At 59.6% G+C, this 14,144-nt stretch carries 11 protein-coding genes; 3 read left to right on the top strand and 8 right to left on the bottom strand.

Annotated elements, in window-relative coordinates; all coding sequences use genetic code 11:
• The first annotated feature begins 4 nt into the window (after nt 1-4).
• Nucleotides 5-1,183, top strand: a complete 1,179-nt coding sequence (locus NKJ06_RS12485; RefSeq protein ID WP_352809895.1) for a trans-sulfuration enzyme family protein — start codon at nt 5-7, stop codon at nt 1,181-1,183.
• Nucleotides 1,184-1,233: 50 nt separating this feature from the next.
• On the opposite strand, the gene NKJ06_RS12480 is transcribed toward NKJ06_RS12485, so the two are convergent.
• From NKJ06_RS12480 to ligD, 3 genes are all read right to left on the bottom strand, one after another.
• A complete protein-coding gene (locus NKJ06_RS12480) occupies nt 1,234-2,226 on the bottom strand; it encodes an IS481 family transposase (RefSeq protein ID WP_352513790.1) in 993 nt (330 codons plus the stop codon).
• Between the two features lie 271 nt (nt 2,227-2,497).
• Nucleotides 2,498-4,159 (bottom strand): DNA polymerase/3'-5' exonuclease PolX, encoded by a 1,662-nt coding sequence (locus NKJ06_RS12475; RefSeq protein ID WP_352809894.1) that lies wholly within the window; start codon nt 4,157-4,159, stop codon nt 2,498-2,500.
• A 107-nt stretch (nt 4,160-4,266) separates the two neighbouring features.
• Entirely contained in the window at nt 4,267-6,165 is a 1,899-nt protein-coding gene (gene ligD / locus NKJ06_RS12470) for a DNA ligase D (protein WP_352809892.1), read from the bottom strand.
• A gap of 541 nt (nt 6,166-6,706) precedes the next feature.
• On the opposite strand from ligD, the gene NKJ06_RS12465 reads away from it, so the two are divergent.
• Nucleotides 6,707-7,255 (top strand): Crp/Fnr family transcriptional regulator, encoded by a 549-nt coding sequence (locus tag NKJ06_RS12465; protein ID WP_352809890.1) that lies wholly within the window; start codon nt 6,707-6,709, stop codon nt 7,253-7,255.
• Nucleotides 7,256-7,336: 81 nt separating this feature from the next.
• The gene (locus NKJ06_RS12460) at nt 7,337-7,582 is read left to right on the top strand and encodes a hypothetical protein (protein ID WP_352809888.1); all 246 of its coding nucleotides are present in this window, start codon (nt 7,337-7,339) and stop codon (nt 7,580-7,582) included.
• A gap of 397 nt (nt 7,583-7,979) precedes the next feature.
• Here NKJ06_RS12460 and NKJ06_RS12455 read toward each other — a convergent pair whose 3' ends face one another.
• From NKJ06_RS12455 to NKJ06_RS12435, 5 genes are read right to left on the bottom strand one after another with little or no spacing between them, the layout of a single operon-like run.
• Nucleotides 7,980-10,130, bottom strand: coding sequence for a type IV secretory system conjugative DNA transfer family protein (locus NKJ06_RS12455; RefSeq protein WP_352809887.1), 2,151 nt, complete (start codon nt 10,128-10,130; stop codon nt 7,980-7,982).
• Between the two features lie 12 nt (nt 10,131-10,142).
• Nucleotides 10,143-11,168 carry a P-type DNA transfer ATPase VirB11 gene (gene virB11, locus NKJ06_RS12450; RefSeq protein ID WP_352809885.1) on the bottom strand — a complete coding sequence of 342 codons (1,026 nt, stop codon included), beginning with the start codon at nt 11,166-11,168 and terminating at the stop codon, nt 10,143-10,145.
• Nucleotides 11,165-12,628 carry a type IV secretion system protein VirB10 gene (gene virB10 / locus NKJ06_RS12445; protein WP_352809883.1) on the bottom strand — a complete coding sequence of 488 codons (1,464 nt, stop codon included), beginning with the start codon at nt 12,626-12,628 and terminating at the stop codon, nt 11,165-11,167. Before virB10 ends, virB11 begins: the two co-directional genes overlap by 4 nt.
• On the bottom strand, nt 12,628-13,428 hold the full coding sequence (locus tag NKJ06_RS12440; protein WP_352809882.1) for a TrbG/VirB9 family P-type conjugative transfer protein: 801 nt from the start codon (nt 13,426-13,428) through the stop codon (nt 12,628-12,630). Before NKJ06_RS12440 ends, virB10 begins: the two co-directional genes overlap by 1 nt.
• Nucleotides 13,425-14,132, bottom strand: coding sequence for a VirB8 family type IV secretion system protein (locus NKJ06_RS12435; RefSeq protein WP_352809880.1), 708 nt, complete (start codon nt 14,130-14,132; stop codon nt 13,425-13,427). Before NKJ06_RS12435 ends, NKJ06_RS12440 begins: the two co-directional genes overlap by 4 nt.
• Nucleotides 14,133-14,144: the final 12 nt, after the last annotated feature.

The raw sequence follows: 14,144 nt of genomic DNA, 5'->3' as shown, positions 1-14,144 counted from the left end.
TATAATGACCGGCGTGAAATTGCAACCGCGCTTTAAATCGAGGAATTGGCCAGTGCGCTTTGAAACGAAGGCAATCCATAGCGGTCGAGCTGTCGATCCGTCCACGGGCGCGGTTTCATTACCGCTTCATACCAGCACGACGTTCGAGCGAGGCGCCGACGGCTCGTTTCCGTTTGGGTTCGAGTACACTCGTGATGCGAATCCAACACGCAATGCATTCGAGTCGGCGATGGCCGCGCTCGAGGGAGGATACGAAGGAATAGCCTTTGCGTCGGGCATGGCTGCAATCGCTTCGGTCTTTGAGAGCCATCCCTCGACGGGACGGATCGTCCTTCCTGATGATATGTATTTTGGCATCCGCTCGCTGATGGACGAAACGGATATCGGCTCTCGCTTCGACTTCGCCGCGGTCGATATGCGGAATCTGGATGCGGTGCGCGATGCGGTCACCTCAAAGCGGACTGGCCTCGTGTGGGTCGAGACGCCGTCTAACCCGATGATCCGCGTTGTCGACATTTCGGCCATCTGCAAAATCGCGCACGAGGCCGGCGCCATCGCGGCGGTGGATAATACGTGGGCAACGCCCGTGCTTCAGCACCCGCTTGAACTTGGGGCGGACGCGGTCATGCACTCGGCAACAAAGTACATTGGCGGCCACTCGGATCTGATGGCGGGCGTCGTTGTTGTGCCGCATTCATCGCCTCTAGGACGGTCGCTACGGATGGTCCAAAAACACAAGGGCAGCGTCGCAGCGCCATTCGACTGTTGGCTGGCATTGCGGGGCCTGCAGACATTGCCGATCCGCATGCGCGCTCATTGTGAAGGCGCCCAGAAGGTTGCCGAGGCCTTGGCGTCTCACCCACGCGTCGAGAAAGTGCTCTTTCCAGGCCTGCAAGATGATCCGGGACACGATCTGGCTACGCGGCAGATGAGCGGTTACGGAGCGATGCTTTCCTTTATCGTCGAAGGTGGAACCGATGCCGCGATGGCGGTGGCTGCCCGCCTCAGCCTTGTTGTCCGTGCGACAAGCCTTGGAGGGACGCACTCTCTGATCGAGCATCGCGCATCCGTCGAGGGTGCGAAGTCCAAAGCGCCAGGCGGATTGCTGCGAATGTCCGTGGGGCTCGAGCACCCTCAGGACATCATTGACGACCTGATGCAGGCCCTGGGCGCAACTGTGTAAGCGAGGCCAGATAGCCCTCGTCTGGCGAAGGATCTGTGATGGGCCATAACCTAGGTGTTTAGTCCCAAGGTTTGATGGGTTGGATCGAGCCTGAATCGTTCGGGCTCTTTTGTCCAGATTTTGCAGATGTATTCAAAGGGCGTGAGGCCCTTGAGGGTCTTCAGTCGACGGCCGAAATTATAGGCTAAGACGAAATCGGCGAGATGCTGGCGCAGTTGGTCATGGCTCTCGTAGTAGAAGCGTTTGACGGTCGCATCCTTGATCGTGCGGTTCATGCGTTCGACCTGGCCGTTGGTCCATGGGTGCCTTGGCTTTGTCGTTCGGTGGTCGATATCGGCCTTGGCGCAAGTATGTTCGAAGGCGTGCGCCCATATGATTTCTCCCGCCGCCATGGCTTCCTTGATCAGCGGAACGGCCGAGCCGCCGGCACCTGGGGTCGTGAACTGAATGCCGTTGTCGGTAAGCACTGTGTGGATCTTGTAAGGGACAGCATCAAGAAGATGGCGCAGGAAATCGGCGGAGACCGCTGTCGTTGCCTTCTCGTGCAGCTCGACGAAAGCGAACTTCGAGGTCCGATCTATGGCCACGAACATATGCAGCTTGCCCTGCTCGGTTCGGACCTCGGCGACGTCGATATGGAAGTAGCCGATTGGATAGGCCTTGAACTTCTTCCTTGCCGGCTTGTCGCCCTCGACATCCGGCAACCTGCCTATCCCGTGACGCTGCAGGCAGCGATGCAAGGATGACCGCGACAGATGCGGGATCGTCGGTTGGAGAGCATAGAGGCAATCGTCCAGTGGCAGCAGCGTATAACGCCGAAAGGCGACGATGACCGCCTCTTCCTCAGTCGATAGCACTGTCGACTTCGGATCTCTGGGGCCAGTCGGAAGATCGGCGGCCGACGTCCGGTTCCTCCACTTCCTAACCGTCTTCTGATTGATGCCGTAGCGCTTCGCCAGCGCCCTCAGGCTCTCTTGACTATGCTGTATCGCTCGACGGATCGCCTCTGTCGTCGTGGCGCTCCCATGAAGAACCTGGCCCATAGCGCATCCTTTGATTCGGACGAAAAGTATGCACCATCAAAGCCTGGGATCAAACACCTAGGCCATCTTTGGCGAACACCGGCAGCGACAGCAGAGAATAGGCGGCGAGCCGCGGGGAAGGCCGCTATGAAACGCGCGCAAAGAAGCGGTCGCGGAACTGCAGATTTAGCTGGCTATGGCCCGGATGAGAACTCACACTCCCTTTCGCGCGGCTGGGAAGTTTTTTGTGAAGGACGGACTCCTGCGCTGATAGGCCGGGCGCACAAGCAGTTTATGGCGTTTGCCTGCGGCGTGCGAGATGCGCAAGGAGGGCAGCCAAACGCATCGCGTTCAGGACCCGCTTCGCAGGGACACCGCCCTTGCGCGCCATCTCGACACCCCAATGCATGTGGTCGAGCTCGCGGATCGAATGAGCGTCCGGATTAATGCTGAAGATGCAACCTTGGTCGAGTGCCTGTTGATGCCAGCGCCAGTCGAGGTCGAGTCGCCACGGATGTGCGTTGATTTCGACAGCGACGCCGTGTTTCGCACACGCTTTGAGGACTTTGTCGACGTCGAGATCATAACCGGGCCGGCGCAACAGCTGGCGACCGGTCATGTGCCCGATGATTGTTGTCCGAGGATTTCCGATCGCCTCAATGATACGCTCCGTCTGTTCCTTCTTTGGCAACTTGAAGCGGCTGTGCACGCTCGCGACGACGAAATCGAATGTCTCCAAGATATCGTCCGGGTAATCGAGCGAGCCATCCGCCAGGATGTCTGCCTCGATGCCCTTCAATATGCGAAATTTTCCATTGTATGCCTTGTTCAGCCGGTCAGCTTCGCGGTGCTGTTCAGCAATCTCCTGCACCGAAAGGCCGCCGGCGTAGTGAGCGGACTGCGAATGATCGGCGACACCATAGTATTCGAATCCGCGCTTGTGCGTGGCTTCAGCCATTGCCTCAAGCGTTTCGGTTCCATCGGATGCGGTCGTGTGAGAATGCAGGATGCCATGCAGATCTTCATCCCGAACGAGAACGGGTAGCTTCCGCTTTGCGGCTCGCTCAATCTCGTCCCTGCCTTCGCGCAATTCCGGCTCGATAAACTGCAAGTCTAGAGCTTGGTAGATTTCTTCTTCTGTCGCTGACGCGATCAGTTTTCTCCCGCGATGAAGCCCGTCGGCGTTTAGGGTGAACCCCTTATTGGCCGCGAACGTCTTCAGTTGCTCGAGGTGGTCTGCCGAACCGGTTGCTTCGAGCAGGCTCGCCCCAAAGTGCTTCCTGTCAGTGACAACAAGCCTGAGGGTCGTATCCTCGGATCCAGTCGACTTTCTGCCCTGCGCTACCAGGGCGAAGTCGGAAACGAGTTCGCAACCGCGCCGAAAGTCACCTGCAATGTCGACGCGCGAAAACTCTGGATGCTCTTGCTTCACCGATATGACCGCATGTTCGAGAAGCGCGGCGGCCTTGTGCAGGTGAATTTGTGTTTCGCCGCTTCGCACGATGGCCAAGTTCTGCAGGAGTTTTGCCTGAAGCGCGGCGCCGAGGCCTTTCACTGGGCGTATGCGGTCTTCTCTTGCTGCGGCCTCGAGCTCCGCCAGGGAGTTCACGCCGAGCGCCTGATGAAGCTTGAGTATCTTATCGGGACGAAGCCCAGGTATGGCAAACAGCTCCATCACGCCCGCTGGAACATCCTCGCGCAGTTTCTCAAGGCTCGGGTGCGTGCCGGTTTGGTAAAGCTTGGTCACGATGTCTGCGATCGCGTCGCCGATCCCCGGGATCTTGGTGAGGGCGCCGGCGGCGATGATCCGATCAAGCGGCTGCGACAGCGCCGTCAGACTGTCTGCCGCGCGCAAGTATGCCTTTGTGCGATAGGGATTGTCGCCGCGCATAGACGCCCGTTGCGCGTATTCCCTCGAAAGATTGGCGACGGTCCTCGGATCGATTTTTGCCATGGCTTCAGCCAAACGAGGCCGATGTCCCCAGGTTCCATTCAGGCAAGGCCATGAGCGGTGCGTTGCCCTTTAAATCCCGGCTTTTCTGGCTCCTCCCGCGTCGGACGCTACAGACTGGGCAAGGATTGGTCAGCGCGACCCCATCCCGCCAGAGCTTTGGAGGCTGCGCGTTTCTTTAATTCAGGAGCATCTCCCACGTGGAAATGAGATGGCGAATCTATTGTCTTCATTTCCGCCCACGTGATCGGTGCCGCGACAGGAGCGCCCGGACGTGATCTTGCGCTGTAGGGCATGATAGCGGTCGCCCCGCGCTGATTGCGTAGATAGTCCACAAAGATGCGACCCTTGCGGCGCGCCTTTGACAACACGGCCGTGAAATGGGCCGGATCGCTCTGGGCGACCGCTTGCGCCAGGCGAGACGCGAAGTCCTTCACCTCTGGCCACTCTGCGCCAGGGGTGAGGGGCGCGATGACGTGCACTCCTTTGCCTCCCGTCAGCATCGGAAAAGTCGTGAGCCCGAGCGATTTAAGGATGGCGCGGAACTGAAAGGCAGCGGCGCGGACGGCCTCAAAATCGAGGCCTTCATCGGGGTCGAGGTCGAACACGAGGCGGTCGGCCTTTTCGACATCCTCGATCCGAGACCCCCATCCATGCAGCTCAATCGTTCCCATCTGGACGCAAGTCATCAGTCCGTCGGCATCGTCGACATAGAGATATGGTTCCTCGTGCCCGTCCTTCTCCGTGATGCCGACGTGGTGGACTTTGTCGCCAAAGCTGCCGGCGTCGTGTTTTTGGAAGAAGCACTTCTTCGCGCGGCCCTGTGGGCATCGAACCAGACTGATCGGCCGGCTGCCAACCCAAGGAAGCATGATCGCCGCGACCGCTGCGTAATGATCGGCGAGCTGTCCCTTGGTGATGTTGGACTCCGGATAGATGACGCGGTCCCGGTTGCTTATCGCGATGGCGGTCGTCGCAGACGCCGCGATGTCGCTCGCATGACGTTCCGTCTCGAGCGCGACCGCCTCCGGCTTCTTGTCTTCGCGGAGACCAAGATAGCTCGGATGTCGTAATGTCCCTTCATTTGTCATTTCGGTGAAGGCAATCTCAGCGACCAGTTTCGGACGGAGCCAGTGTGCGCCGCGCACTTCGGCGCGTGGTGCGTCGACGGTCGCGGCCTTCTGCTCAAGCGGCGCCATGATCTTCAAGAGACGAAGAAGTTCAGCTGTATCGAAGCCGGTGCCGACTTTCCCGGCGTAACGCAGCTTGCCGCCGTCATGAACGCCAAGGATCAAGGACCGGAACGCGCGGACCTTGTCGGACGGCGTCCAGCCGACAATCAGAAATTCCTGCCGCCTGATGCATTTGATCTTCAGCCAGCTTGCGCCGCGGGCCGCCACATAACTCGAATCCGCGAGCTTTGAAATGACGCCCTCAAGGCCGGCTGCGCAGAAGCGATCGAGCAACTCTTCTCCGCGACCGAGGATATGGTCGGAGTAACGAAGGACCGGATTTTTCGCGGGCAAGATCGCCTCAAGTTTCGCCTTGCGCTCAAGGAGAGGAAGCCTAGTCAGATCTTCGCCGTCGAGTTGCAGCAGATCGAACGCATAAAAGTCGATAGTCGCCGGGGCACCCTTCAATGCATTCTGAAGCGCCTGGAAATTAGATCTTCCTTCCGCATCGACAACCACGGCCTCGCCGTCAATCAGGGCGGAGCGCACCTTGAGCTTGCGAGCCTCGGAGAGGATCGAGGGAAAACGGCTAGACCAGTCCAGACCAGATCGTGTGTAGGCTCGCGCTTTGCCACCGCCGACGGCAACGAGAACACGATAGCCGTCGTATTTCATCTCATGGATCCAACGATCGCCGGCAGGGACCCTGTCCACGAGCGTTGCGAGCTGGAGCGGCCGGAAAGCGGGTGGCGCTAAAGTGACCTCGTCACGAGCGAGCGACTTCGCTGGACTAGCGCTCGACCCATTGATTGCCTTGCGCGACGTTGGCTTGACCACCCTGACCTAAACCATATCAGAGACGAATAGCGTTCCGCGTCCAACGCGCGACTACTTCTTTAGTTTCGTTGCCGGCCGTATTGAGCTTTTCGCGATCATTTGCCGACCCGCTTGATTAGCGCCTCGGCCTGAGGCCCTGCTTCCTGGGTCCGGCCCTTCCACCTTCGCAATCTGCGCACACAGCTCACTGGCAATAATTAAGAGCAGGAACGTGCCCTCAAGCCCGGTTGGGCCTCCACCGAGGGAGCCGACTTTCTCCAACTTTTCGCCAGAGGCGGATTCTTTGCTAGTCGCGCATTTGAAGCCTATGCTGTCGCATCGGCCGCCAGATCCTTCGGACGCAGCCGACAGTAAGAGGTACGTGCTCTTGCCCGTATGGGAGAGAGCCATGCCCCAATCCCTTCTTCGCAACCATGTATTGAAAGCTCTCTCCTCAGAGGATTTCACGCGATTGCAGCCGTCACTGCATCACGTCGAACTAGGCATCAAAGCCTAGCTTGAAGTCTCATATCAGCCGATCGAGCGTGTATATTTTCCAGAGATGGGCATCGCGTCGGTGGTCGCTACGATGACTGGGGGGCGGCAAAGCGAGGTCGGCATCGTCGGCCACGACGGCATGACAGGAGTTGCCGTTATCCTCGGCCAAGACAGGTCTCCCAACGAAACCTATATCCAGGTCGCAGGTAATGGCTGGATTCTCTCGGTTGAAAACCTTCGCTCTGCGATTGCGGCAAGCCAATCCCTTCGCGAGTCACTGCTTCGCTATGCCCATGCGTTCCTTGTCCAGTCCTCCCGGACGGCACTGGTCAACGGCCATTCGAAAATCGAGGAGCGGTTGGCCCGCTGGCTGCTGATGGTCCAAGACCGCGTCGAAGGAAATAGGATCTACCTGACGCATGAATTTCTGGCGACCATGCTTGGCGCTCGGCGTCCCGGCGTTACCATCGCACTCCAAATGCTTGAATATCGGGGCCTGGTTCACGCCAAGCGCGGCGAGATCACGATTGTCGACCGCGTTGGAATGATACAACTCACACATGGTGCTTACGGTGAGGAGGAACAAAGTCACTTCGGCCTTGCCTCCGCCTGATTGTTCGGATTCAGACAGACCCTTGCAGGCTACGGAATTCCTGCCGTAAATCGCGTTGAGGGTTTTAGGGAGGTTTTCTCGATGACCAGGAGTTTTCACACCGTCACAGTTGAAAGCGCCGCTGAAGCCTACGTCCTCTCCCGAGGCAAGGCCCGTTTTCTCTCCATCGCGCAGGCAATCCGCGCCATCCGAACACTCATGCCGGCATGCCAGGTTACCGACCGCGACCTGGAGGAGTTGGTGGCGGCAGCATCCATTATTCACGGCGTGCCCGTCGCGTTCGACTTAAAAACAGCCGTGGCCGAAGAACCACGGCTCCATTCATAGGGCCGGTGATGCCTGCGCTCGCGCAGACGCCTACCTTGTCGGATGTTCGCCAAGCGATTGTCCGCCACCTGATCGACAACATCGGCAGTCCGAGCATTTCGATATCCGAGGTTAGCCGGACCGTGAGGAGAATGCTTCCGCTCTGCGAACTCACGGATTGGGAACTTGGCGATGTCATTGCGCGAAGCGCGGTCGACGCGGGATTTGCGATTGAACTTGACGGGGTGGACCCCTGAAACCCCTGTCGAGGTCCAGTATCGTCGACGGTTCGCGCCGTGTGATCTTCTCGATTGAGACATGGTACTGCCCGAAGCGCGCGGCAATGTCCTCCGCGGCCATGACGTGTGCGACAAGGTCACGGTAGACAATGACCTCTCCGCCGAATGGGAGTGCTAGCCTACCCATCGACTACATCTGGCAACGTATCTTCGACGATGCTCAGATTTCGATCGAAAGTCTCGGCGTCGTACGCGTTGGCGCGCAGAGAACGCACCTTGTTTAGAATGGCGGCAACCGCCGCTTCTTTGTCGGGCGCTATGCGCGTTGTCACCGCTTTGGCCGCCAAGGCGGAAAAATCTATGGCGGCATAGACCGGTACCGCTGCAGCCTCTGTTGCTTTCAACCGGTCTTTTACGATTGCGCGCCGGCCCGGCGGCGGAGCTATACGGCCTGCTTTTGCGGCAAATGTCGCGCCGCGCCGCAGGCGGGCCTGCAAGAGGCCTGAGCGATACGCGGGTGCTGTCGGCACAATCGTCGGGAGCACAGGAGATGGGAGCGCCGCAGAGGAGTCCGCGGCAGGGCTTTTCGTGCGCGAAGCGTCGGTAGAGGCGGGCAGGGGCATGAACGCGCGTTTGGCGAGCGGACCGTCGGCGAAATAGAAATTTCGGGTGCCGAGGATTGGCAATTCACCACGCGACAATATGATGACCTTGTTCTTGTCGAGGGTGCGGATTTCGTCCGGCCGCATCAGGGGCCGCCGCACTTCCTTGCGGTGTTCGGAGCGCGTGTAATAAGTGTCGAACAACGTTGCCTTGGTGCGCGTCACATCCTTTTGCACGTCCGACGTTTCGCCAAGCTGCTCGGAAACGTAGCGCAGATCGTCAGCGTCCTGCGCACCGAAAAAGATCTGCACGCGAGCGGCATTGATAAGCGTCTTGCGCCCTTCCTGGCGATAGATCTCGTCTACAGCCTTCAGCGACTGCACGAAAAACCACATCGAAACACCGTTGCCGCCGAGCACGCTCGCCATTTCGGTGACATTCTCGAGCTTGCCGAGGTTCTGGAACTCGTCGAGCAGCACAAGCACCGGATGCTCGCCCGGCTGCGGAAGGCTTTCCGACATGAAGTTCATCATCTGCGTAATCAGGACGTTGAACAACGGTCCAAGCGACGTAATCTGCTCGCGCCGCACGTCGAGATAAAGAGAAATTCGATCACGCTTGAGCCTGCGAATATCGAACGTGCTGCAGGACGTAGCTCGCATCAGGCGCTCGTTGAGAAAGGGAGCCATGCCGGTGCGTACGCCAGCGTAGATTCCGGAAAACTGCCGCTCGGACATCTCAAAATATGGCAGCAGGGTTTGCAGGGTAAAATACGAACATTCGCGGCGGCTTTCCTCGCGCAGTGAGCCAATGAATTCCAGGAGCGGCTGCTCGGCGCCGTTCATGATCTCGAGGATTGTGGCAAAGGTTTTTTTCTCGTTTGGGATCGCGGGCGATTCCATGACGAAGGACGCGATGCCGGTAAAAAGGAGGCGGGCATCGTTGACCCAGTACGGGTCTGAGTTGGACGGGGGCCGCGGAAACAATGCCGCAGCGATGTTGCGAAGGTCGATGTCGCGCTGCGCCGAATCCAGCGAGATGAAGTCCATCGGGTTGTAGCACGCGGTATTGCCGCCCGGATCAGCCGGCGCGAAACGCACCACGCGGCTCATGGTCGAACGGTAACCGGCGGTCGCCGCATAGGTCTCGCCCCGCAGATCGAGAACCACGAGCGAATGCGGCCAGGTCAAGGCGTTCGGGATGATGAGAGACGTGCCTTTACCGGAGCGCGGTGGCCCTATGACGAAGCCGCCGACATCATCGCCATCAATCCACAATTTCTTGCCGCCGATTAGCCTGCGCTGCGTCAAGCGGATCTTGCCGGAGCGCTGATCGAGGCCGGGCGACAGAATTTCGGCAAGCCTGCCGCCGGCTCGACCGACGAAGACGCCGCCCACTTTCGTCAGGCCGGTTTTCGATACGTCGCTCATCGTCATAAAGCGAGAGTCATTGCGCTTTCTCGGACGCATGAGAAGTAAGCTGACCAGTGGCGAGAGAAACCCTAATGCTCCCGCCGCAATGGCGTATTGAACCCGGCCAAAATCCCTCGCCATCGTGTCCGCCCACGCCTGACGAACGACTGGCACCGGATTGGCGTTCAGCTGGTCGAACAGAACGTGGGAGCCGGTCCGGTACCAATCAGTCGCGGTATAGGCGACCGTGAAGAGCAGGACACCCAGGGCCATCGCCATGAGCACCATGAAAATTGCTGTTGCGACTTTCTGCATGGATAAGCCCCGCTAGATCGTCTCCGCCTTGGTGAACTTGATCTCGCTGATGCCGCGCCGTCCGCCTTCGGTGCGGACCATCTGGACGACCACCGGAATGACCTCGCGCAGATAGTCGAGAATTTCGCTTCGTGAGAGGCCCGAGCTGCCCTGCATGACCATCAGCGCAAGCCGCTCGTAGGCGGACCGGGCGGAATTGGCATGAACGGTGGTGAGCGAACCCGGATGGCCGGTGTTGATCGCCTGGAGGAACGCGAAGGTTTCAGCACCGCGCAACTCGCCCAATAGCACACGGTCGGGTCGCATGCGAAGCGAAGCCTCGAGCAACTGTTGCGCGGAAACTTTGGCAAGGCCCTGATCGCCCTTCGAGGCTATCAGGGTGACGTTGTTGGGAGCCGGCAGCCTCAGTTCGCGGGTGTCTTCGATGGTGATGATCCGTTCATGGGCCGGGATCTCCTTCAAGAGTGCATTCAAGAACGTCGTCTTGCCGGTCGACGTACCGCCTGAAACGACGATCGAGACTCGGTTGCGCACAGCATATTGCAGGAACTCCATCGGCGATGTGTCGTGCAGCATTTCGACAAGTCGCTTTTCCTCGGTTGACAGCGCCAGTCCACTGCCCATCGCCGTGTTCTCGAATGCGCCGAGATCCTTGTAGGCATCAAGGCTCATATCCATGATGACCTGCTTGCGGATCGAAATCGCCCCGCCTTCGGGGGCTGCCGGCGGCAAGATGCATTGGATGCGCTCGCCCGAGGGAAGAGCGGCCGACAGGACCGGCTTTTCTTCGTTGATGACCTGGTTGGTCGCCGAGGCGACGCCGGTCGAGATATGCCTAATCCAGCCGGGTGTGACCTCTCGCTTGACGACGTGCTCCATCTCCTTCGCGCCGAGGCGTTCGATGAACAATTCACCCGGCCTGTTGATCGCAATCTCGGACACCGCATCTTCGTTCAAATAGGGCCATATCGGCTCCAGATGAGCGCGCAGGACCGGGGCTCTCGTCCATGGGTCGGGGAGGGGATGCACGGCATTCATTTCACCGGGCTCCCATAGCCGAGATAGAAATGATCTTTTGGCGTCCCGTAGAGAGGTGTCGGATCGATCGCCGTCTTCGGCCGCCCGCCTGCCTTCAGGCGTGCAACTTCTTCCTGGACGGGATCGGCGTACAAATCCGAGAAATCGAGGTCTCGCCGCACCAGTACGACGACCGATGTGCCTTGGTCGACGTAGACCGTCGGGCCAATGTTCTGCGTATCACGAAACGCCTCTTGCGCGAGTTGCTGCAGGGCGGTCGATGATTTGTCGAAGGCGATGCTACGCGCGTCGCGCTGCGAGCCATTGCCGCCATAGGTTACGGTCGTGGTCTCGCCGGTCACGGGATCGACCGTCGACACCTGGCGCTGTTGTCCATTCTGGCTGCTATCGGAAAGCGAGGACAGATATTCAGAGACACCGCCAATAATGGAAAGCATGACGGCGTTGCCGTAGCGTTCAACCCAATGCGTATCGACACGGCCGCCCATGCCGCCGCGGCCGAGCGCATCTGCACCAGGCGACTTGATATCGACAGAAATACCGTCCGAGCGAATGACCCTGCTCCAGACGATGAAAACACGCTTTTGACCGCGCGCAAGCCCCGAGCGGTATTCCCCGGTCAGGCGCGAGCCCTTCGGAATGAGGATCCGCCTGCCGTCGAGCGAGAAGACATCCTCACGCACGACTGCGCGCACGGCGCCGGGAAGGTCGGTGTTAACAGCGGTTTCCAAATAGCCGCGAATGATCGTTCCTTCGGGGATCAACGCGTCGGTACGCCGGAAGGCCCTGGCTTTGACGATGCCGGAAGAACTTGCCTCCGACTGCGCCAAGAATGCCTTGTTGGGATCACTGTCGGCGCCGGGGACCGGGACGATCTGACCGTCGGGCGCGATTTCGACGTGCGCCGCCTGGGCGCCGGCATCTGTCGAGGCGGTTTGATCACTCGTCACCATCTGGTTCGACCGCAGGCGTTCCCACACCGCTTTCTCGCGCTCGGCTGCCTCCGCTTTACGACGAGCCTCGTCCTCAGCCGCGGCCTTGCGGCGGGCTTCTTCCGCCTCGGCCTTGCGGCGAGCTTCCTCGGCCGCCATTTGCGCCTCCAGCGCCCGCCGCTGCGCATCGAGATCCACGCCCTCCTGCACCGTCTGATCGACATTCTCGGCTTGTTGTGTGCCGCTCTGGTCGGCGGCCGGTGGCGGCACCACGATCTGGTCGATCGTGCCGTCGGCAGGTTGCGGCGGTTCGTTCAACGCCGGCGGGCGGAACTCGGGCGGGTTGAAGTTTTCCTCGCCATCGCTGCGAACGTCGCGCGATACAGGCTCCCTGGGCCAGTTCAGCCATATCAGCGCGCCTACCAGCACCACGCCGAGGCTGACCAAGGCGATCCTGGTACCCACGCCCGCACCACGGCGCGCGACCTTCGGGCTGCCGTCCAGTTGGTTATAATCGATCTGGGTCATCACCGCCCTCCGCTGGATCCGAACAGGGTGGAACCGCCTGTCAGTTTCGTTGGACCGTAGACTTGCTCGACGGGATCGATCGCGTTGGGTCGCGCCCGGTTGTAGAGGCAGAGCGTCTTGCCATCGGCCCGCAAGGTGAATTGCCGTGCGACCTTGTCGATGACGGTGTATTTGCCCTGCGTGCGAACGTTGACCAGAGACTCCTGACGCTTGTTGTCGACAACGAAGATCGCCGGAATGTCGCCCTTGAACTCCAGAAACACCTTGGTGCCGTCGTCGAATACGGTGCGCGGCTTCAGGCTATCGTCGCCCTTGTAGGCGTAGTCGTAATTGAGATCGGCATAGTTCAGATCCTTCAAATCCGGATCGGCGGCGCTCTCCTTGGCCTGTGAGAGCAGCCGCGCGTTGATATCCTCGTCCGGGTATTTGAACCGGACCTGGAAAGATGCCCGGTCACGGCTATTGTCGGTCGCCTGCAGCAGCAGGGAATAGACGCGCCGGTTGGTGACCACGTTGACGTTGGTCCACGCATCGCGCTCCAGCGGCTTGACGAACAGAAATCGCGATCCGCGTTTGGGGATGATCGACCAGCCTTTCGTGTCGCCAGCCGACACGGTTTCGATGACTTCGGTCGGGCTGAGCTCGACCATCGTGGAAATCCCAAGAGCGGCGCGCACCGACGTCACGTCGTCGTTGTTGAAGGTGACATATCGGATGCGGCCGTCGCGTGCGGCCGCGCAGTTCATTGTGCCGAGCAGAAGGGCGGCCGACAGGGCGAGGCGTACGCGCCGCCATCTCATTGCAGGCTCCCAGCGGTCGGTGCCGATTCCTGGTCGCGGCGATAATCCGTAACCTGAAATCCAAGCGGGTTGTCGAAACGCCATTCGTTCTTGAGCGGCGTCGAGGTGTAGCGGAATTTTATCACCGCCACCCAATTGTCGGCGGTCGACGAATTGTCCCGCCGCGTCGTCGTGGCAAAGCGCACCGAGGCTGTGTTGCGATTGAGCAGGGAAACCGATTTGATCTCGACCGAGACAGTGACATTGCGGCCAAAAATCTTGTCCAGCGATTGCGGGTTTGCAGGCGTATAAAGCCACGTCAAATCCTTGGACGCGGCATCCGTGGAATAGAGCTGTGCCAGGTCGTAATTCTGTTTCAGTTCACGCGGGTCGTAGGTTTCGCGGGCCCTGATGTAGCGCACCAAATTGGCGGCCGTGACGGCCTCGTTCTGCGACAAATCTCCAGGCTTCAGCGCGCGCATGATCTCGAGGTAGCCCGTCGATTTGTCGACCTCGACAACATATGGTTCGAACTGCCGGAGCGGCAGTATCAGCACGAGCGCCAGCAGCGACAGCACGGCAACCAGTCCCGAAATGCCGCTGACGATCCAGGCCAATGTGCGCGATCGACGCATTGTCCTGTGCGTATCGTCTTCCCAAGTCGCGGCAGCTCTGTAATAGCGCTTGTCTACGACTTCACTGCTGTTGCTAGCAGCTGTTTCCATTGGAGTTGACAC

The organism is Mesorhizobium sp. M0293 (assembly GCF_040321735.1).
Taxonomy (GTDB): Bacteria; Pseudomonadota; Alphaproteobacteria; order Rhizobiales; family Rhizobiaceae; genus Mesorhizobium.
The sequence above is the reverse complement of the archived record's forward strand: the minus strand, read 5'-3'. Positions and strand labels throughout refer to the sequence as shown.

What these genes read in the sequence shown, in the direction of transcription:
- NKJ06_RS12485 (WP_352809895.1), top strand. Translation starts at nt 5, where the DNA reads ATGACCGGCGTGAAATTGCAACCGCGCTTTAAATCGAGGAATTGGCCA.
- NKJ06_RS12480 (WP_352513790.1), bottom strand. Translation starts at nt 2,226, where the DNA reads ATGGGCCAGGTTCTTCATGGGAGCGCCACGACGACAGAGGCGATCCGT.
- NKJ06_RS12475 (WP_352809894.1), bottom strand. Translation starts at nt 4,159, where the DNA reads ATGGCAAAAATCGATCCGAGGACCGTCGCCAATCTTTCGAGGGAATAC.
- NKJ06_RS12465 (WP_352809890.1), top strand. Translation starts at nt 6,707, where the DNA reads ATGGGCATCGCGTCGGTGGTCGCTACGATGACTGGGGGGCGGCAAAGC.
- NKJ06_RS12460 (WP_352809888.1), top strand. Translation starts at nt 7,337, where the DNA reads ATGACCAGGAGTTTTCACACCGTCACAGTTGAAAGCGCCGCTGAAGCC.
- NKJ06_RS12455 (WP_352809887.1), bottom strand. Translation starts at nt 10,130, where the DNA reads ATGCAGAAAGTCGCAACAGCAATTTTCATGGTGCTCATGGCGATGGCC.
- virB11 (WP_352809885.1), bottom strand. Translation starts at nt 11,168, where the DNA reads ATGAATGCCGTGCATCCCCTCCCCGACCCATGGACGAGAGCCCCGGTC.
- virB10 (WP_352809883.1), bottom strand. Translation starts at nt 12,628, where the DNA reads ATGACCCAGATCGATTATAACCAACTGGACGGCAGCCCGAAGGTCGCG.
- NKJ06_RS12440 (WP_352809882.1), bottom strand. Translation starts at nt 13,428, where the DNA reads ATGAGATGGCGGCGCGTACGCCTCGCCCTGTCGGCCGCCCTTCTGCTC.
- NKJ06_RS12435 (WP_352809880.1), bottom strand. Translation starts at nt 14,132, where the DNA reads ATGGAAACAGCTGCTAGCAACAGCAGTGAAGTCGTAGACAAGCGCTAT.